The organism is Winogradskyella sp. 4-2091 (genome assembly GCF_045765065.1).
Classification (GTDB): domain Bacteria; phylum Bacteroidota; class Bacteroidia; order Flavobacteriales; family Flavobacteriaceae; genus Winogradskyella.
Genome location: NZ_JBJKOD010000002.1, coordinates 419,078 through 440,557 on the forward strand (window position 1 = coordinate 419,078; position 21,480 = coordinate 440,557).

Genomic DNA, 21,480 nt, shown 5'->3' on the forward strand with positions numbered 1-21,480 from the left:
ATGAAAAAGTCTTTACCTATTTTCTTTTTTTTGATTTCTTTCGTTCAAATATCCAACGCTCAATTTTTATGGTATGAGAACGAAACTAACACCTATAAAATTGAACAGGAGAGTACAACATCCGCAACATTTTTGAGAGCGGTATCAAATCCAGAAATTTCAGGGAATAATACTAATACTAATGTTTCACAATTTAATAGGGAAGCAGGTCAAGAGAGTTTTTTACAATTTGATGTTTACAACGCAGTAACAGATTTCTCAGGATATTCTGTAACATTTAAAGCTTATATCGATATACCTACAGCATCCTTAACAGCAACTAACTCAAAAATAAGTGTACACTTTTCTAATACCACGGTAAGTGCAGAAAGTGCTGTAGAATTGAATTTTACAGTTGGACAAGAATGGGAAACTTTCACCTTTAACTTTAACGGCACTTCAATACCAACTGAAGTCATCAATGCTGATGGATATCAATTTATTAAAATAGGATTTGCAAATGGCACAAGCTCTGTTCCGGCAACAACCTATTATATAGATTCTATAAGTGGTTCAACAGATCAGGTTGTAGATGTGGCATCACATCCAGCCAATTGGTTATCTGGTTCATGGGGAATTACCTTTCCGGTTTATGGAGGCGAACGTTTAGACTCTGAAGTGGCTGGCGGCTACGACCTTCCTGCTGGCGCTCAAGAAGTGGTGGATGAATTGCCAGCAGTAGGTCACGTGATTACAAACTTGTCTTATTTTGCTCATTCTCATTATTTCGCGCTTAGACAGAACAGCAATGTAGATGTCGCTGCTGAAATTCATGAAGCATTAGTGCCTAGTGTAGCCAATCAAAACATCATTTTTGAAGTCATGCAAACATTCATAGATGATGGTAAAAAGGTAATTTTGTACATCTCTACCAATTATTTAGATAGAGCTATTAACGATGGCGCAGATATTGAAGCCGCTTGGATCAATTACTACACAAACAATTTTGCAGGCGATGAATATGCTGCCTACAAGGATTTAATTGAGGGTTTTGTACTAGAAGTTAAAGATTATGCCGATGGATATTGGTTAGATACCACCTCAGAACTTCTCAATGATGGCCATTTAGAAGATTTTGCTCAAATGATTAAAAATACCGATCCGACTGCAATTATCGGAGCACAACCTACAGGGCTTTATTTTACAGATGAAAATGGCAACAATCTTTTGGTAGATTCTGATGGTATTGATGATGAAGATGAAAGCGACTATAGAATTATAAAGTTTGAAGCCAATAGCACCTATCAAGATTATACCAAAGGGCATGTTACACCACTTGGTCAAGGAGCACCACCAAACTCTTGGGCTTATGAAGAATATACCATACCTAATATGGTAGAAAATCCATGGTCTATGTACGAAGGGAATACCGTATTAAAACACGCTTGGTTTCCTATTAGAGAGAAATGGCATGTCTCTTCTCATCCCATAGTCTTTGGTATTGAAGATGCGTATAGATTTACTAAGCGCTTGGTGCAAGCTAATGCTGCTCTAACTTTTGCAACAACTATCGATGACACAGGAAATGATAAAGGTTATATGATGGATGATGAAATGTTCATCATGAAAGCCATTAACGACAGACTTTTATCTATTCCTGTTGCGGAATGTGAACCTTATGTGAGACCTGAAGGCGCTCACTTAGTGGGTGAAGCACCTTTGTCAGTGATAAATTATAATCCGTCAGATGTAAACTTTTACCCTAACCCTGTGACCGATCTTTTAACCATTAACCGCATGACTACAGAGGTCAACTACATCACTGTTTTTAGTACCATAGGCACGAAAATGATGGAAAACGTATGGAATAATGGTTCTACAACAACACAACTAGACTTAACATCTTTAGATTCAGGTATGTATTTTGTAAAACTTACCGATGGAAAAAAACTCAATATTACTCGAAAAATATTAGTATCAAACTAACCCTAAACTATTAAAAAACTAATAATATAAAGCTCTAAAAGATTTATGAAACACCTAATTTTATCATGTATTCTTGTCGTGATTACGGCAAGTAGTTTTTCACAAGATAGACCGAACATTATCTTCTTATTATCCGATGATCAAACCAGTATTGCAACAGGTTGTTATGGTAATGATCAGGTAGTCACACCCAATATGGATGCCTTAGCTGAAGAAGGGGTGTTATTTGAAAATCATTATAATACAACAGCAATTTGTATGGCAAGTAGAGCCATTATTCTTACCGGAATGTACGAATATAAAGCAGGATGTAACTTTGAACATGGCCCCTTACGTAAGGAAAAATTTGCAAAATCTTATCCTGTTCTTTTGAGAGAACAAGGTTACTATACTGGTTTTGCAGGCAAATTTGGTTTAGCAGTTTCAGATGATGGTGACGGAACAAGTCATAACAAATGGGGGTCACTTCCTGTAGATGATTTCGATAATTGGGCAGGTGGCTTAGGACAAACAAGTTATAAAACATCTAAGAATAAATACATGGCAAAATATGCCGAAGAATATCCGCATAGTACTAGAGCTTATGCAGCTTGGGCAGAAGATTTTATTATTGAAGCCAAAGCCTCAGGTAAACCGTTTTCTATGTCCATTAGTTTTAAGGCACCACACATGCCTTTTTCACCAGACCAATATTTTGACTATGTTTATAAAGACAAAACATACAAGAAACCAGAAAATTATGGTGAAGAGAATGCAGAACATATAGCGCCTCAAGCAAAAACAGGACGACAATATAATAGTTACGATTTTTGGCGAGATTCTGAAGAAAGCTACCAAAAAACCATTAAAAATTACAACCAATTAATCCATGGCGTTGACTATGCTTTAGGTATGATAAGAAAAACCTTAGAAGAGCAAGGTATTGCAGACAACACTATCATTATTTTTACAAGTGATAATGGCTATAGCTGTGGAGCACACAGTTTTGGAGGAAAAGTTTTACCTTACGAAGAAGCATCAAAATCTCCACTTATCATTTACGATCCTAGAGTACCAAGTAAAAAAAGAGGTGTCCGTCGTGAAGCGATTACCGCAAATATTGACATGGCTCCAACCATTTTAAAATATGCAGGTATAGAACCACCAGAAAACATGGATGGTGAAGATTTAAACCTACTAATTAAAAAACCAAAGAAATTTAAACGCGAAACGGTGGCCCTTACCAATATGTGGGGCAATGATGAAATACAAGCTATGGGAGTCGTTTCTCAAGATTGGAAATACATCTTTTGGCAGTATGAAGATGATCGTATGAATCCTACAGAAGAACTTTATCACATTGGAGAAGATAAGTTAGAAATGACGAATAAGGCAAGTGATCCTTCAGCCAAAAAACATCTCGAAAAAATGCGTGCTGTTTATGATGAACATCTCGAAAAATTACGAAAAGAAGCGACAACAGATAATCGTTATCAAAAATATGGTGTGCTATTTGATAGAAAGGCGACTGCTGAAGATAAAAAACCTTATTTAATTGGTACTTATGAAGAAGTATTAAAAAGATCAAGCAACAAGAAGAAAAAGAAGAGAAACAAAAAGAAGAAGAAAAACTAAAGACATTCCAAATAAATAAATCCAATAAATTATTACCTCAATACAATGTATAAAATATTCTTACTTTCAATTTGTGTACTGTTTAGCATCCCAACAACATGCAGTAGTCAAACTCCTGTAAAAACAGATAACGAAAGACCGAGCAAACCTAATGTATTACTGATTGTAACTGATGATTTAGGTTGGCAAGACGTAAAATGTTATGACGTGGATGAACCTTCACCATTTGAAACTCCAAACATTGATCAACTCGCTAAAGAAGGTGTAATGTTCTGGCAAGCCTATTCACCTGCTCCAACGTGTTCGCCTTCGAGAGGCGCAATATTATCTGGTAAGCATCCTGTTAGAATAGAACGCACAAACGTCAGAGGTGGTCATCCACCTCTACCGTTTAATCATGGTTCTACTTTAATTAGTCCTTGGATGCGAGGTGCTTTAGATGCTTCAGAAGTAACCATTGCAGAATCACTTCAGACTAATGGTTATAAAACAGGGCATTCTGGTAAATGGCACGTAGGTGCTGCACGATCAGATGAACCTTTACCAAAACAGCAAGGTTTTGATTTCTCAAAACATGGCTTTGGATCTCATCAAAGAATGAAGGATAGAACAACAGGATTTGCAACTACAGATCCTTCAGATCCATTTTATTTAGACGAAGAAGGGTTTCCTTTTGATGATATTACTCAAGATGGTATTGACTTTATGGACCAATCTAAATCAGATCCCTTTTTTCTTTACTATTGTTCGCGTTTAGTACATACACCTATTCACACTAGAAGTGAGGCATTGCTAAAGAAATACTATGAAAAATTGGGTATAGGATATCCAAGAGAAAGCGACGTTTGGGATGAACAAGGTCAAAGAAATGCCTATTATGCTGCCATGGTTGAAACCATAGATCATTATACGGGTTTATTACTTAAATACCTGAAAGAAACAGAAGATCCAAGATGGCCAGGGCATATGTTAGTTGAAAACACTTATGTTATTTTTACTTCCGACAATGGTGGCATGGAACGCCATACAAGAGAAATTATAACAGATAATTATCCTTTAGATAAAGGAAAAATAAATGCCAAAGAAGGTGGTGTTAGAGTACCACTTATTATAACAGGACCTAATATTGATTCCAATGTTGAATCTAATGTCATCGTAAATGGAATTGACTTCTACCCAACCATATTAAGCTGGACAGGCACTAAAAAACAAAAAGATCAAATTCTTGATGGTGCTGATTTATCTGCTTTATTGGATAAAGACCCAACCGACTCCAAATTGGTAATTGATCCTTGGACAGGTGAATCAAGAAACACCATGATGTGGCACTTCCCTAACAGTTCAATGCAATCTACACTGCGTGTAGGTGATTACAAATTGGTGCGTAACTATACCGACACTAAGGAAAGTATGACTTTAGATTTGTATCAGCTTTATGAAAATGGTTCTAAACGTGTAGATATTGAAGAATCAAAAAACCTTGCCGCTTCAATGCCAGAGAAAGCGAAAGCAATGAATCAATTGTTACAAGAGCGCTTAGATCAACTTAACGCAAGATATCCATTCTTAAACCCAACGAGTAAAAAATCATTACCAAACCAATCTAAAGTACCTACCGTTGTAGATCACGGATCAAAAGACAATACCGTTTGGATAGAATTTAAAAACAATGGAGCTCAGGTAACTAGTGCAGAACTAATTTACACTACAAATGGTGGTATAAAAGGTGAAATCTGGTTTCCTGCAACTATGACGCTAAAAGGCAATAAAGCATCTGTTACCTTACCTAAAGGCACAACTCATTATGTCTTTAACTTAGTTGATGAAAATAACTACTTAGTTAGTTATCCAGATGCTGGTTATCAAAAATTAACGAAAGTTTTCGCAACAAAAGCCATTGTGGTTAAATAGCAACTCACTTTAAAAATAAAAAAAGCATCAAGGCATTTACGTTTTGATGCTTTTTTCATTTTTACAATTATATGTTTTTCATCTATCTATAATTGTAATATACTAATGAATATAACATATAATGAAACTAAAAGAGGGATATGAGTAAAGTCTTGATTGAAATTAGAAAACCAAAACCGACCAGGATATCTATTTTTACAAAAAATAAAGTCATTATGAAAAACACTACATTGCTCTTTTTGTTCAGCGTACTTTTAGCACCGCAACTTTATGGACAAGTTATAGACAAGCCAAACATTGTAATCTTCTATGTAGATGATTTGGGTTGGCAAGACACTAATCTTAATAATGTTGAAAACCCGGTGCCTTGGGCAACACCTAAGATGGAAGCTTTAGCTGCAGATGGCGCTAAATTTTCTCAAGCGTATTCGCCTGCACCAACTTGTGCACCTTCTAGAGCAGCAATGTTAAGTGGAAGGCATCCCATAAAAACTAAACTTACGCAAGTTTCTGGTGGTAAATTACCCGGATTAACGAATGCGCAATCTGCTAATAAAATAATAGGTCCCTATTATCCAAAACGATTAGATGTTAATGAGTACACTATAGCAGAAGCTTTAAGTGCAAATGGATACCATACAGGCCATATTGGCAAATGGCATGTTGATGGAGCTAATGGCTTTCCTGTAGCTGTAGATCAAGGTTTTAATACTGAATTTACAAGTAGAGGAGTACAACAAAATATGGGTGATCGATATGATGTTTCAAATTTTGGTGGGAATGATTCAAATTACCCTTTAGATGCTGATGGCATACCATATGATTCTGTAACAGATGAAGCTGTAGCGTATTTAGAAGATAGAGTTGCTGCTAATGGCGGAGCAGGAGAACCTTTTTTCTTATATATGGCGACTTGGTTAGTACACACACCTATACAAACTAGAGATTTACCAATGTTGCAAGCCATAACGCAAACATTAGTTGATGCAGGTGAAATAGATGCAGCCGATGTTGGTCCAGATGGTATACCAACGGAGACAACACCTTTAACTGCAGCTGGAGAACATAATCCATTTTATGGTGCAATGGTTCAAACCTTAGATTGGAGTTTAGGTAAGCTCGTTGATTATTTAAAGGCAACTGATGATCCAAGGCATCCTGGAATGAAATTATTTGATACAACTTATGTTATTTTTTCTTCAGATAATGGCGCTTCAGAACAAAATAATGCGGCTAACGGTTTTGAAGTTGTGGCGGACAACTATCCTTTAGACGAAGGAAAAACAAGTTCTAGAGAAGGTGGTATTCGTGTACCTATGATAGTAACTGGACCTGATATACCAATAGCTGAATATAGTAATGTTGTTAATGGTTTAGATTTTTTTCCTACAATTTTGTCTTTAACAGATACAACTATAGCTAGCGCTCTTAATGATGATTTAGATGGTGCGGATTTAAGCGATTTACTAAAAGGAAATAATACCATAGTAGAGCAAACAATAGGAGGTACAACAACGGAAAGAACAGATCTTTTTTGGCACTATCCTAGTGTTGGTAGTGATATTAAAGCAAAATCATCTATAAGAAGAGGTGATTATAAGTTATATAAAAATTATGTTGATAATACTTACGAAGCATACCAATTGTATAATGGAGGAGATACTTTTGTTGACATAAATGAACAAACAGATGTCATTAACACTATGGATCAGACCATTAAACAAGATATGATTAATACATTAGAAGCCTATTTAGCAAATAATGATGCAAGAATTCCGTCATGGAATCCTGATTATTCAGAACCAGATGGACCTTTACCTAATCAACTGCTTGTTCCAGATTTTACTGACGTCAGTTACAACGAAGAGACAGGCGTTGCAACAGCAATAATAGCTAATAGTTCAGGTGAAGCGGAAATTAGTTATGGTTATTTATTGTATAGAACAAATGAACCAAATGTAGAATGGATTGAAGCTGAAGCGGTAACTGTAAATGGTAATATTGTTACGGCTAACGTACCTGATGATGCCTCTGGAATTGTGTTCAACTTAAGAGATGAAAATAATTTCTTAGTATTATCTGAAGAACTTGAGATTGTTAATATCACTAAGATTACACTTAATACGGTTGACGAAGTACAGTTGTTTGAACCGGAAGAAACGGATGTTTATGGGGAACTTATTGGAGCTGCTACTGCAAATTCGGCATTTATACAAATGAGAACTGTTGGTGGTGGCGATGGTTTTAATATCAATGTAAAGGCTGATCAATCTGTGTTATGCGAAAAAGTTGTATTTCATATTAGGTCTCGTGAAGGCGATACCGTAAATTTTGATGTTACCATTGGTACAGATACCCAAAGTTTTGAATATACGAGTGTTAGCGATACCGATGACTTATATTACGAATTTGATGTTCCCACTACTTTTACGGAATCTGCACAAGCCATGGAGCTTTTGGTAACTGATTTGGTAAATGCTGATCCAGCATTACCACCAAGATTTAGGGTTTATGATATTTCATTTCATTTAGATTTAGATAGTTTAGGAGTGGAAGATGTTGCAAATAATCTTCAAAATTTGTTAGTGTATCCTAATCCAGCAAAAGGTGTTTTTAGCCTAAATAAACCTGTAGAATCGGGTGTTTTGTATAATGTATTAGGTGAAAAATCATTAGAATTTTCAAATCAGTACCAGAATATAGACATATCAGGAATTAATCCAGGTTTATACTTCTTACAAGTATATGACCAGTATGGTAATAAGACAACCTTAAAATTGATGAAGAAATAAAAAAACTTCTTTTAAAAAAAGTATAGGTCGCTATATCTATTTGTTTTTACTTCCTAACCTGTAAGTATAACTCAAAATGACATAGCGACCTAAGCTTTCTGAAGTTGTTTCTTCAAAATAATTGGTCGTACTTCGACGTTCAAAATCTACGTTTTTATCGAGCAGGTCGATTAAAACTAGTTTAAATATATGCCTATTTTCTATGGTGTAGGAAATAGCCATATTCCATATAGGGAGAAAAAGATTGGTGTCAAATTGATTATCTGAATAAACGAAATAATCAAACTGTGTGTTAAAATTTAGTTTTTCAATGACATCATAATCTATTGCTGAAAAATAGTGTTGCTTTACGTACGTTCTGTTTAAATCTTCTTCTAGTGAGAAAGAGGTATTGTTTATACTGTAATTAGACCCAAGTTTTAAGTCTATAAAATTCTTATTGGCGTTTTCAAAAGATAAACCTAATGACAAGTCTCTTGCAACTACATTGTTTAGTTGTAAATTAATCATTGAAGTATAAGAATCATAATAAATATTATTCTTAATTATGTAACGAATTCCTAAACCCTTTATCTTTTTACTAAAATCAAATGACGTTGTTAATCGTTTTCTAGTGCCACTATTGATATAACTTCTAGTTTTAATAAAATCTTCGTCAATTGCTATATTTGAGATAATAGCATCTTGAGAAAGTTGATATCTTATTCTACTCGTAAAATTTAATGATGATTTATAGTTGTAAATATTAGCTGTAAATAAAAAATCATCATTTTTTTCGGTTTTCAGGTTTGGATTTCCTTTTCTAATAAAGAAAGGGTTTAGATCATTAATAACTGTTGAGCTTTCTGCTGTTCTTGGACTACGTATTTTCCGTTTATATACCAATCGATACTTTACTCCTTTTTTAGGTTTATATTGCAACGTAGAAAAAGGGTTCAAGTAAAATTGGGTGCTATTAAATTTATCCTCAGTGATAACACCAAAAGAACGCTCTAATTCTTGAAACTCTATACCTGCTAAAATATTTAGTTTTTTAGTACTGTAATTGTAAGCTACTTGGTTTTGATAACTGCCTTCTCTGTTGTTGTATCTAAATGCTAAAAGCTCTTGAGCATTATTATCGGTTATTATTGTTTTATGTTGATAAATGTCTTCATTCTGATTTAAAATACTTAGATAAGACTGAAATTTGATATAATGAAAACCACCCAAAGGTTCTGTATATTTAAAATTAAACTTATAAAGACCATTATTAAAAACTTCATCCCTTATGGCATAAATTTCACTGTTAGATGAATTATTACTAGAAACATTTCTAGTAATAAAAGTAGTTTGTTCATTATCTTTTGCTCTATCGCTTATTGTAGTATTAAAGCCAACACTAAAACTACGTCCCATCTTTGGCAATTTTTGATAGAAGTTGATGTTAAAATTTAAAGAATTCTTAATGTTTTTATTATTATAATATTGACTATTTGTAGTTTCTATAACATCTACATCATTATAATAAAAACCATCTCTGGTTGAATTCTGAAAGGTTTCATCTGAGATTAAACGGCCTTTAATTCTTAGACTATTTGATTTATTAGATCTATTGAGATAATTAAAATTGAAGTTATGATTTTTTGAAACATTATTATATTCATTGTTTGCTTCGTAATCAAAGTTATTAGTGTTTGAGAATGAAACTCTTTTAGATCGTGATGTGCCTCTATTATCAGAAAGGTTGTAAAAATAATCGGCATTGAATGCTTCTTTCTTTTTAAACTCATGCCCCAAATTTATTCCACTCACAGCTGTTTTTAAATAACCACTTAAATTTTGTGATTTATTTGCGTTGCTATAGTCATCATCAGATTCATCCGTAATACCATCCGCATTTGCCAAAAACCCTTGAATATTAGATCCTGTAATATTAATATTGTTGTATTTACCAATAATAGATAGCTGTGTTTTTGGGGAAAATTTATTATAATTCAGGTTGCCAAAATATCGTTTATCAAATCCTATGCCTGCAGATGTTTTTCCGAATCCTTGATTTTTTTTTGATTCTTTTAGAGTAAAATTTATAACAATTTGTTTATTGCCATCATCTATGCCTGTAAGTTCTGCTTCATCACTTTTTTTGTCAATGATTTCAACTTTTGAGATAGCGTCTGCCGATAAATTTTTTAAAACAATAGCAGGATCACCTCCAAAAAACTCTTTTCCATCTACATAAATCTTAGTTACCTGATTACCTTGTGCGACAACTTTTCCATTAGAATCAATCTCTACACCTGGTAATTTTCTCAATAATCCTTCTAAATTATCGTTTGGGTTTACTTTAAAAGCTTTAGTATTAAAAGCAATGGTATCTTCCTTTATCTGAATTGGGATAACTGCAGATAATGTAACAACATCTAATTGGAAAGATTCTTCTGTAAGTATAACATTACCTAAGTCTACAAGTTTATTATTGTAACGAATATGTTCAAAATGCGTTACATAGCCCAGATAAGAAAATTGAAGTAATACCGACTCTGTTGATTTATCAAAAAATTCGAATCCTCCTTTAATATCTGTAAGTGCATAATCTATTAATGTAGAATCCTTTTGTTTTAAAATTGCTACAGAGACCAGTTCTAAAGGCGTTTTGTCTTCGTTGGTAACGATGCCCTTAATTAGTGGTGAAGACTGACTAAAAAGAACGTTAGACAAAGTTAGAAATACTACAATTAAAATTTTTGACGAATTCATGTATTAGTAAAATCACTTAGATTTTAATGTAAGGCATTGTTTTTATAGTAATAAATCAGTTTTTTAGTCTTTACTTTAAGCTGTGAGTAAATATAAATTTTATAACCGCAACTTTATGACTCTATGAAATAGAAAAAGAGTTCCTCAGTAAAACTTACCAAAGAACTCTTTTAATAATAATTTGCGAATAATTGATAAGCTTACTCTTTAACTATCTTCATAGTTTGCGAACCTAATTCTGTTTCAATATTTGCAAGGTAAATACCTGCCACTAAATCACTAATATCATAATTTGCTTGTTCGTTAAATGTCTTTATTAAACGACCAGTAATGTTATAAAGTGTTACACTTTCTATAGTTGTATTTGATTCAATTTTGAAGTTATTTACTACTGGGTTTGGAAAAATACGTGTTTCAATGTCGTTATTTGAAAGATCATCAATACCTAAAGTTCCATCTTTTTCAAGTATAACATCTTGTATCCTAAAAATTGGGTTTGTTGTATTATCTACATTAAGCATTTCTTCAAGTGTAATAGTAACCGTAAGTGGCGAACCTGAAACAAGTGAAATAATTTCTCCAAACTGAAAATTGATCTCGGGAGAAGCGCCACCAGTAGTTCCATCAGACGCATAAGCAAATGTTGTATCTGAATATCCTGTTACAGAAACTGTACCATTAACACTACATCCTCCTCTTTTTTCCAAAGTTAAATTAAGTGGTGTAAGTATAGCTGTAGCTGAATTAGTAGTAACAGTGAAAATAATCGTACCTGTTACACCATCATTTGTATTAGAATCCCCTAAAATACCTAAAAAGTTATTGTTAGTTGCTACCGTTCCACCACCCAATGCAGTAACGATGGCTGGGTCATTAATATCATCTGCATCTTGTTGTCCTACAGTAAATATTTGAAGATCCGCACCTGCAGCATCAAATGAAGCTTCGCTGCTCAGCTGTGCAAAAGAAAATGTTAAAGCTCCTAAAAAAGCGATTGTAAAAAGTAATTGTTTTTTCATAATATATGTGGTTTAAAAATTAGTTAGTCAAAGTTAAGTTTATGCAGTGATTTTAATTTGCTGAATTCATTCTAAACCATACTCATTTCTTGTAAAAAGGCTAAACCTAATCTGAAAAACAAGTATTTATGATATTATCAGTATTGATTTTAATTTTTTAAATTCTAGATCAAAACAAATTTAGTTATTACGTAAAGCGTAATTAGAATACTTCTTTTTATTCTTTTTTAGAGATTTGTTAGACGGCATTTCTGGATAACTGACTAAGAAATTATGAGCATCAATTAAGTTAATTAAATAATGGGTTGTTCCTTTGGGTAAAATAGCAGTTATTGTTCCATCTGTGTTTATTTCTGCATCGGTTTTAAACCACTCCTCGTAACGAAGCCCTCCATTAATTGTGTATAATAAATTAGCCTTTATCACCTTAGCGCCATTTTCTTTGTATTTAAAATTAACTTGGTTATTTTTTTTAGACACAAATAATACAGTAGGAACCGTTTCTTTATGTTCTAAATCTCCTTTATAATATGGATTGTAAGATGGGTAGCTCGCGTTCATTTCTGTTAAAATTTCAGTCAGTCGCTTGTTCATTTTTATTGTTATCTCAGGACTTGATGTTGCTAAATTATTAGCCTCCTCAATATCTGTGCGTTCTGCTTTACCATTAATGGTTGTATATAACTTGTATAGTTCAAACTCTGGAGTATTAGGATTATTTTTAAAATCATAGTTTCTAATAAATTTATAATCTCCGTCACGCAATGTACTTTGGTAAGAAGCGTGTGGAAAGTGCCACATCATTGTCGTTCTTTCTTTTCCGTTATTATCTAGAACTAATTTAGAATCGGTAGGATCTGTTAACAATAAGTTAGATAAGTCTGAACCATCTAAATGCTTGTCTTTAGGTTTTTCAAGCCCTATTAAAGATAGAATTGTAGGATAAAAATCAAGCCCGTTTAAAACGACATCTGATTCTACTCCACTATCTATTCCTGGTCCAGAAATAAACAAAGGGACTCTTGTACCACCTTCTTTGGCATTTATCTTCCCTTTATCTAAAGGGTAATTATCTGTTACTATATCACCATGTGCTTTTTCCATACCACCATTATCTGAAGTAAAAATGATATAGGTATTTTCACTTAATTTATGACCAGGCCACCTTGGGTCATCGGTTGTTTCTAAATAGTTAAAAACTTGTCCCACATAATGATCTAACATTTCTACCATTGCTGCATAATAAGGATTGTTCTGTCCTTTTACTTCCCAATGCTCAGGATCTGTTGGATATGGAAGTCCTAATTTTTTACAATATTTTTCTAATAGAGCTTTACTCCTTGTGTGTATTGGTGCATGCACTAAATATGTGGCATAATATAAAAAGAAAGGGTCTTGTTTATTTTCTCTTAAAAAATTTAATGCATCTTCATTATTTTGATGAAAAGGAAAGCCGTCCTCATCTAATTGATAAGGATCTGATGTCGCCGAACTTGCAAAATCAGTTAGTCTATTTGGTTTTTGTGGACTTGTTGCGCCACGATTAGCTGTTGAGATATCAAAACCTTGGTCTTCTGGTTGTGGAAATGCAAAGTGATTAATTGCCATGTGCCACTTTCCTGCATGGCCAGTAGTATATCCATTTTGTTGTAGCACTCTTGCTAATGTCATTTCATTTGCTGGCATACGGCCACTATACCAAGGATCCATAAGCCGTTGTGTACTTTTGTTAGCATGCACTGTCGGTGGAGCACCACCAACAACATGTGTTTTTTGAGCTCTTGCAGGATGTGTTCCGCTCATTATTGCACATCTACTGGGAGCGCATGTTGGAGCTGGTGAATAAGCCTGCCAAAACTGTACACCTTTTTTCGCTAATGCGTCAATATTTGGTGTTTCGTAGGGAGAAGGCTTGTCAACGTCATAAGCCTTTACATCTTGCCATCCTAAATCATCAGTGAGCAAAAGCAAGATATTGGGTTGAGGTCTATCTGCATTAACTATTTCAGAGCTTGATACTTTTAAGTTTTTTATATTACAGCTAATACTGACACTTATTACAACTGTAAAAATTATAAGGTATTTGTATCTCATTTTTGTTAAGTTTATTTCGTCTTATACTATGCTTCTAATATTATCTTTCTTAATAATTTTTAGATAGGCTTTCGTTATTTCGCTAAATAACAAAACTATTAATTCATACCCTGTCTCAAATAGTTTTAAACTTTGCTTAGATCAATCTGTTTGACTACTAAATTCAACTTAATCTTATACATTCAGCATTCTATATTTTAGTATAAATGTCAATTATCGACCATATTAAGTGGATTATAGAAAGAAATAGGGCGATAAGAGAAAATATTACAGTAGTATCTTAATTATCTTTCAAAAAATTTAAGACGTTAATTTTATGATTCCAATATTTAAAATTATTGCAATTATTATAAGACTTAAAAACAACATTTTTGAAAACTAAATACCCTACTAATATGATACATAAATTATTTACAAAAAGAGAGGTGCATTATAAAAGCACTTTGCTTTTAGCGTTGTTATTTTTGGTTTCTTTTTCTTATGCTCAAGTAGGAGTCGGAAACACAAATCCACAAGCGGCTTTAGATATTACAGCATCTAACCAAGCATCACCATCTAATGAGGATGGTATTTTAATCCCTAGAGTTGATGATTTTCCCGCAACAGACCCTACAGCTGCCCAAAATGGTATGCTTATTTATCTTACCACGACAGTTGGACCTGACACAAAAGGGTTCTATTATTGGGACAATGCTGTGACAGATTGGATAAGATTTTCAAGTATTGAAAGATTAAATGATCTATCTGATGGAAAATCTGATGTAGGTGGTGCTACTCCTGGTTCTTCGATTTTTATAGGTATAGATGCAGGGCTAAATGATGATGGTAATCACAATCAAAATGTTGGTGTAGGTTTTAACGCATTAATGACAAATGTATCTGGCGATGCTAATTCTGCTTTTGGATTTCAAGCATTAACTTTAAGTACTACGGGTTTGAATAATTCTGCTTTTGGTTTTAGATCTCTAGCTACAAATAGCACAGGACGAAGAAATTCTGCTTATGGTAGGGGTTCTTTAGAAGGAAACACTACTGGTAGTTTTAACACTGCTTTAGGAACACTAGCCTCTGCTAGCAATACAGCTGGTGGAAATAATGTAGCCATAGGTGATTGGGCACTGTTCTCTAATGTAACTGGAGGTGCTAATACCGCAGTTGGTAAAGAGGCCTTATATACTAATACTGCCGCACAAAATACTGCGGTTGGTTTCCAAGCTTCATATCTAAATGCAGGAGGGGAACAAAATACTAGTGTAGGATATCGGGCGCTATATTCAAATGTTTCTGGTGAAAATAATTCTGCATTTGGTCATGGTGCACTTAATTCTAGTACAGGAAATAATAATTCTGCGTTTGGAGTTAACGCTTTGTCTGGCACCACAACAGGTACTTCTAATGTTGCTATTGGCGCAAATGCAGGAAGTGGCAATACTACTGGAGAAGACAATGTTCTTATTGGTTTTAATTCTGGCCTTTCTTTAACAGGAGGAATTAAAAATGTTTTTATAGGCAAAAACACGGGACGTGATGCAACAGGAAGCAATAACATTTTTATTGGCGATAATGCGGGCTTACACAATAGTTTTGATACGGTTGATAATACGTTGGTAATTCAAAACGCAAGTGGTCCGACTCCATTGATTTATGGAGAGTTTGATAACGATATAGTAAGAGTAAATGGAGAATTGCAAGTAGCGGATCCTAGCGGGACCGGATTTGCATTTCCGACAATAGATGGTACCGCAGATCAAATTTTGGTAACAGATGGCGCTGGCCAATTAACGTTTGAAGATCAAGCACCTGATGTTTCTATGTTTCCTATTATTAGAGCTACGCTTAGTGCCAACCAAGCGCTTACTGCTACAGGATCTCAAAAAATTGCTTTTGATACGGTTGGGTTAAACCCTACTGGTTCAACCGAATTTAACACCACTGCTAACGAATTTGTAGCAGCATCTACTGGTGTTTATAGAATAGATGCTAGCTTTCATAGTACCACTTCCCAAACTAATACAGAATATTATGGAATTGTGGTACATATAAATGGTACGCCATATCAAGAGTATTCTGTAAATCATTATTATAATGGCACAGATTCCAGTCAAGTAGCAAGACAAATTTCATGTGTTGCGAATGTAACTTTCGGTCAATCAATAGAAGTTTATGTAATTAACAACCAAACGGGTGTTACGTTAGATTCATCTTCTACTAAAACACATGTTACAATTCAAAGGGTTAGATAATACACATTACAAATAATTTAGTATGAAAGCTTCTTGTTGTCAAGAAGCTTTTTTTGGTATTCTGTATGGAAATTTAAAATACATTTCTTATTAAGTTGTTTTAATAAGTTAAACGACATTATTCAATTACATCGCAGAAACAAATAGAAGTGAAGCCTATACATTGTTTTCTCTTATTGTTACATTAGAGTTAATGGCGCAGAATAAGTAGCGTTAGATGTAAATAACTGTAATAATTCCATAATCTAACAAATACCTTATTCAATTCTTTATTCGGAATTATATAAAGTATAGAGAGAAACTTTCCCTTTTGTATAAGAGATTATGTTATTCCACAAAAAAAATATCCTTTAAAAGTATTCATAAATACTTTTAAAGGATATATAATTTAAGGTCTAATTCAATAAGTGTTTACTCTATAAACTTGATTCCTTTAAGGAAGCCTTTTACAGAGCTCATAATTGTAGAAGTAATTAATTTTTCTTCTTCTTTTTCCCTTTTCCTTTTCCTTTCCCCTTATTCTTTTTAGAGGCATTTTTTATTTCTTTAGCACGTTCGTCTCCAAAAGCTTCCTTTAACGCTTTACCATAAGTTTTGTTATTTTCTTTTCTTTTTGCTTTTAGCTCATCCGATCCTTTTTCGTACGTTTCATTAATTTCTAAACTCGCTTTTGCGTGTGCAGTGTTTAATGTTCTTAAAGTTTCTTTTTCTTCAGCAGTAAGTGTTACTTTACTTTCTACACGCTCTATGTAAGCATTAACTTTTTTTTCTATTTTACTATCTAGATCACTTTGAGCAAATAATGAACTCGATAATGCGATACTAAAAACTAGGAATAATATTGATTTTTTCATAATGTTAAAATGGTTTAAAATTAATTAATTGAATAACAAATTTAGTTTATACTATTTTTAATAGCATTCTGCAAATCATCATTTAATTGCTGAAAACTATCATTTTTGCCTTTTTGAGTATTCTGATGGCGAAATCCCATGTAATTTTTTAAATGAAGTAGAAAAATAAGAATTAGACTCTATACCTATTTGATACATCACTTCTGCAACGTTAAAACCACTATTGCTATCTAATAACTCAGCTGCTCTCTGCAACCTAAAATTACGTAAATAAGCATTAGGGACTTGCCCAGTAAGTTGCTTCAGTTTTCTATAAAAATGTGATGAACTTAAACCAGCTTCTTTAGAAAGCTCTTCCACACCAAAATTTGAATTTGATAAATTATTCTCTATAATTTCCGTGATATTCTCTAAAAACTCCAAGTCTCTTTTAGAAAAACCTAATTCCTTTTTGTTTTTTGGTGGCACACTATTTTTTGAAAAATGAGTTTTTATTTTTACATTATTTTCTATAAGTTTCTGCAATCGAAGTTCTAAATGCTTTAAAGAAAATGGTTTGCTTATATATTCATCTGCCCCAAACTCTAAACCCTTAATTAAATCGACATTGTCACCTAAAGCTGTTAATAATAATACTGGTAGTTGACAAGTTTCTGGATTGGCTTTTATCCGTTTACATAATTCAAAACCATCCATTTCTGGCATCATTACATCACTTATAATTGTACTGAACTCCGTTTTTTTAATTTCCTCTAAGGCCTCTACTCCATTATTTGCTATGGTAATATTATAGGTGTCTGATAATGCATTATTAAGAAAATCTTGTATGTCTAACTCATTTTCAACTACTAATATATTATGCTGTTTTTTATTGTTTTTTTGACTATCCTTTTCTTGAATATTATTGGTTTGTAAAGGAACCCAATTTTTTATGAATGACTTTTTTTCTTCATTCACTTCAATAGCCACATCTTCAACCGTAGAAGAAGGAATCACAACGCTAAAACGTGTTTCCTTATTAGGTTTACTTTTTACAGAAATGCTTCCATTAAATAATTCCACCAAAGATTTACAAAATGATAATCCAATACCTCCTCCACTAACATTTCCATCTTGATTTCCTAATTGATAAAAACGTTCAAAAATGTTATTTAAACTTTCCTTCGGAATTCCTTTTCCGGTATCTATCACATCAATTTTTATGTTCTTAGCCTTATCTTCAAAAACAATGGACGCATTGATACTTATAGTTCCTTGAACTGGTGTGTTTTTGAAAGCGTTAGAGAGTAAATTAAAAATTATTCGTTCCAGCTTTTCTACATCAATAATAATTTCTTCATTTGGAGAACTTATTTTATAATGAAAATTAATATTCTTTTCTAATGCATAATTTTCAAAAGCCTCAGTTGTTGGGTATAAGAAATCCCCTAAAGTTAACTTAGTGTAGTTTAAATTTAGATAACCCTGTTCCGCCTGTCTAAAAGTGATCAACTGATCTATTAAACTTAAAAGTCGATGAGTGTTTCTTTTAATGATTGCTAAGAAGCGTTCACTTTCTGGATTGTTATTATTTTCAATTACCCTATCTAAAGGTCCTGAAATTAGTGTAAGAGGTGTTCTAAACTCATGAGATAAGTTTGTAAAGTATTTGAATTTTCCTTGGTTGATAACCTCTACCCTATTCTTGTCTAATTGCTCGTAAATCAATTTTTGTTTTAATTTTTCGTGCTGGACGAAATAAAACACAATACCGACACCAACACCTAAAAAGATTAGCACCAACAGTGTGTAACTCCACCAGGTTTGATACCAAAGCGGCAAAACAATTAATGTTACAGTTTTAGTTGAATCGCTCCAAATACCGTCTCCATTTGCAGACTTCACTTTTAAAGTGTAAGTTCCATCAGATAAATTAGTATATGTTATGGTAGATTTACCCTCATCTGTTTCTACCCAATCTTTGTTGAATCCTTCTAGTTTATAAGCTAATTTATTTTTAGCAGGTGCAGAGGTGTGTTCAGCTACTAAATTAAAGGATATAATACGTTGACTTTTGCAAATCTCAATTGTATCTGTTTCTGAAATTGCTTTGTCTAGAATAGTAATGTTATTTAATTTCTCACCAATTTTTACGGGTTTATTATTTACCAATAATGACGTTATTAATACGCGTGGCGAATGATTATTTAAAGCAATGTTCTCAGGGTCAAAAATAGTTAGTCCGTTTAGTCCACCAAAATACATATATCCTGATGAACCCAAGGTGTATGCTGATTGTCTAAAGTTGTTTTGAATTAATCCATCGCTAACATCAAAAATATTTAATTTGTTGGTGTCTGTACTAAACCTTACCAATCCCATATCTGTACTGAACCACATATTTTCACTGTTTTTTTGTGGTAATATGCCATAAATTACATCGTCTGGTAAAACATCGTTTTTTCTGAAATACTCTATTTTCTGAGGATTATTTTCACTATCTAAAGTTAATTTATTTAAACCTCCACCAAATGTACCTATCCAGATATTTTGCCTATTATCTTCAAAAAGTGTAAAAACTCGATTTGAACTTAGCATAATATTCCCTTTGTTGGCAGTATTTGTATTAAAATGATTTATAACTTCAATATTTCCATCGACATATTTACATTGCTTCAGGCCCTTATCTGTACCAAACCATAACTGACCATTGCTATGTTGTAAAAAACTTACAACTCTATTTGCGTCTAATTTTAAACGAGATTTTATAGTTATTTTTGGCTTCCTGGTACCATTAAAGGCTTTCCAAGGATTCTCAATAACCAAAACTCTATTTCCAGAAAGCACAAAGTCTGTATCATTAATCTGAGTAATATTCCGAGTTAAAAACAATGAAGAACTAACTCCATTTAATAAAAATTGTATCTCCTTAAAATCGTTTTTTATTGGGTTGTATACCACTACTTTTTTGTCCGTACCAATCCAAATATAATTTCTTTTATCTTGATAAATACACCTTATAACATCATTAGATTCTATAGGTAATTTAGATTGTAAATCTTCAAATTTAATTTTGTCAATAGTATTGGCATTTATGGCATCTATACTTCGAAATAATTTTTTGTTATAACCAGAAACCCAGACTTTACCACTGCTATCTTCCAAAATTGAAGTAATTAAGTTATCTCCAATCGAAAACTTGTCATAAGGATTGTTAGAATATGAATAAAAAGGCTTTTGATAAAGATCTAGTTTATTAATACCTCCTTGAGCTGTACCTACCCAAAGCACATTAAAACTATCTTGATAAACCGTATTAATCTGAAGACTACTGATACTATTTTTATTCTTTACGTCATAATTGAAGTGTTTAAAAGAATTTAGAATAGGGTTAAATTTGTATAATCCATTTCCAATGGTTCCTATCCATAAAACATTATCATTATCTCTAAAAAGGCTATTAACAAAAATCGCAGAATCTTGATTAGGAACTTTAATTTCTTTGACCAAATAATTAGCATTTACATCTAAATTGGTGCTAAATAGTCCTTTTGTGGTTCCAACCCAAAAAATATTGTCCACCTTAATAATTTCAGTAATGTCTTTATCTTTAAAAAATTCGAAGTTATTTAAATTAGGAGTTTCCGATTTTAATGGTAGTGGATCAGACTGACACCTTACTTTTTTCAAACCATCAGTTGTTCCTAAAATTATTGAATTATTCAATCCAAAAGTAAATGTATTTACTTCTATAGGTTTTCCATTTAAATCTAAAATGTTTTCTGATACTTCAAAAACACCTTTTTTGATATCTTTTAGTTTGCAACGAATTAATTCTTTTGAAGAAGACACCCAGACATAACCATCATCTCTAGATGCAATTTTATTGACATTAATATTCGATTTTAGTGGCACGGTAAAAAACTGTTCTAACCAAGGAATATATATATTAACCCCAAAATTAGTCCCTATCCAAAGAATACCATCTTTATCATTAAATAAATAAGTTACATTATTGCTAGAAATGGAATACTCATCTTTTGACTGGGCACTATATGTTTTAAACTCATAACCGTCATAACGTATTAATCCGTTTGGTGTGGCATACCATAAAAATCCATATTTGTCTTGTGCAATAGCGTTGACTGTATTTTGATTGAAACCCTCACTATTAGAGATGCGTTCAAAATTTTGAGTATAAGCGTATTGCGTAAATAGTATTATTATGACACTAATAAGGCATATAATTCTGCGCATGTTATTTATTAAG

The 21,480-nt window shown here is 32.9% G+C and carries 10 protein-coding genes; 5 read left to right on the top strand and 5 right to left on the bottom strand.

What is annotated here, in order from left to right; translation table 11 throughout:
• The 4 genes from ACJBCC_RS04135 (at position 1) to ACJBCC_RS04150 (ending at position 8,282) form a co-directional block, all read left to right on the top strand.
• Positions 1-1,965: a T9SS type A sorting domain-containing protein gene (locus ACJBCC_RS04135; protein ID WP_407556463.1), complete on the top strand. Its 1,965-nt coding sequence runs from the start codon at positions 1-3 to the stop codon at positions 1,963-1,965.
• Between the two features lie 45 nt (positions 1,966-2,010).
• Positions 2,011-3,579, top strand: coding sequence for a sulfatase (locus ACJBCC_RS04140; RefSeq protein ID WP_299098238.1), 1,569 nt, complete (start codon positions 2,011-2,013; stop codon positions 3,577-3,579).
• A gap of 45 nt (positions 3,580-3,624) precedes the next feature.
• The gene (locus ACJBCC_RS04145) at positions 3,625-5,490 is read left to right on the top strand and encodes a sulfatase (protein ID WP_407556464.1); all 1,866 of its coding nucleotides are present in this window, start codon (positions 3,625-3,627) and stop codon (positions 5,488-5,490) included.
• A 215-nt stretch (positions 5,491-5,705) separates the two neighbouring features.
• Entirely contained in the window at positions 5,706-8,282 is a 2,577-nt protein-coding gene (locus ACJBCC_RS04150) for a sulfatase-like hydrolase/transferase (RefSeq protein WP_407556465.1), read from the top strand.
• A gap of 36 nt (positions 8,283-8,318) precedes the next feature.
• On the opposite strand, the gene ACJBCC_RS04155 is transcribed toward ACJBCC_RS04150, so the two are convergent.
• From ACJBCC_RS04155 to ACJBCC_RS04165, 3 genes are all read right to left on the bottom strand, one after another.
• On the bottom strand, positions 8,319-11,021 hold the full coding sequence (locus ACJBCC_RS04155; RefSeq protein ID WP_407556466.1) for an outer membrane beta-barrel protein: 2,703 nt from the start codon (positions 11,019-11,021) through the stop codon (positions 8,319-8,321).
• Positions 11,022-11,221: 200 nt separating this feature from the next.
• A complete protein-coding gene (locus ACJBCC_RS04160) occupies positions 11,222-12,040 on the bottom strand; it encodes a T9SS type A sorting domain-containing protein (RefSeq protein ID WP_299098234.1) in 819 nt (272 codons plus the stop codon).
• Positions 12,041-12,220: 180 nt separating this feature from the next.
• The gene (locus tag ACJBCC_RS04165) at positions 12,221-14,134 is read right to left on the bottom strand and encodes a sulfatase (RefSeq protein WP_407556467.1); all 1,914 of its coding nucleotides are present in this window, start codon (positions 14,132-14,134) and stop codon (positions 12,221-12,223) included.
• Between the two features lie 371 nt (positions 14,135-14,505).
• On the opposite strand from ACJBCC_RS04165, the gene ACJBCC_RS04170 reads away from it, so the two are divergent.
• Positions 14,506-16,377: a hypothetical protein gene (locus ACJBCC_RS04170; protein WP_407556468.1), complete on the top strand. Its 1,872-nt coding sequence runs from the start codon at positions 14,506-14,508 to the stop codon at positions 16,375-16,377.
• Positions 16,378-16,850: 473 nt separating this feature from the next.
• Here ACJBCC_RS04170 and ACJBCC_RS04175 read toward each other — a convergent pair whose 3' ends face one another.
• Together ACJBCC_RS04175 and ACJBCC_RS04180 are read right to left on the bottom strand one after the other, a co-directional pair.
• Entirely contained in the window at positions 16,851-17,231 is a 381-nt protein-coding gene (locus ACJBCC_RS04175; protein WP_299098231.1) for a hypothetical protein, read from the bottom strand.
• 99 nt (positions 17,232-17,330) lie between these two features.
• Positions 17,331-21,467 (bottom strand): two-component regulator propeller domain-containing protein, encoded by a 4,137-nt coding sequence (locus tag ACJBCC_RS04180; protein ID WP_407556469.1) that lies wholly within the window; start codon positions 21,465-21,467, stop codon positions 17,331-17,333.
• Positions 21,468-21,480: the final 13 nt, after the last annotated feature.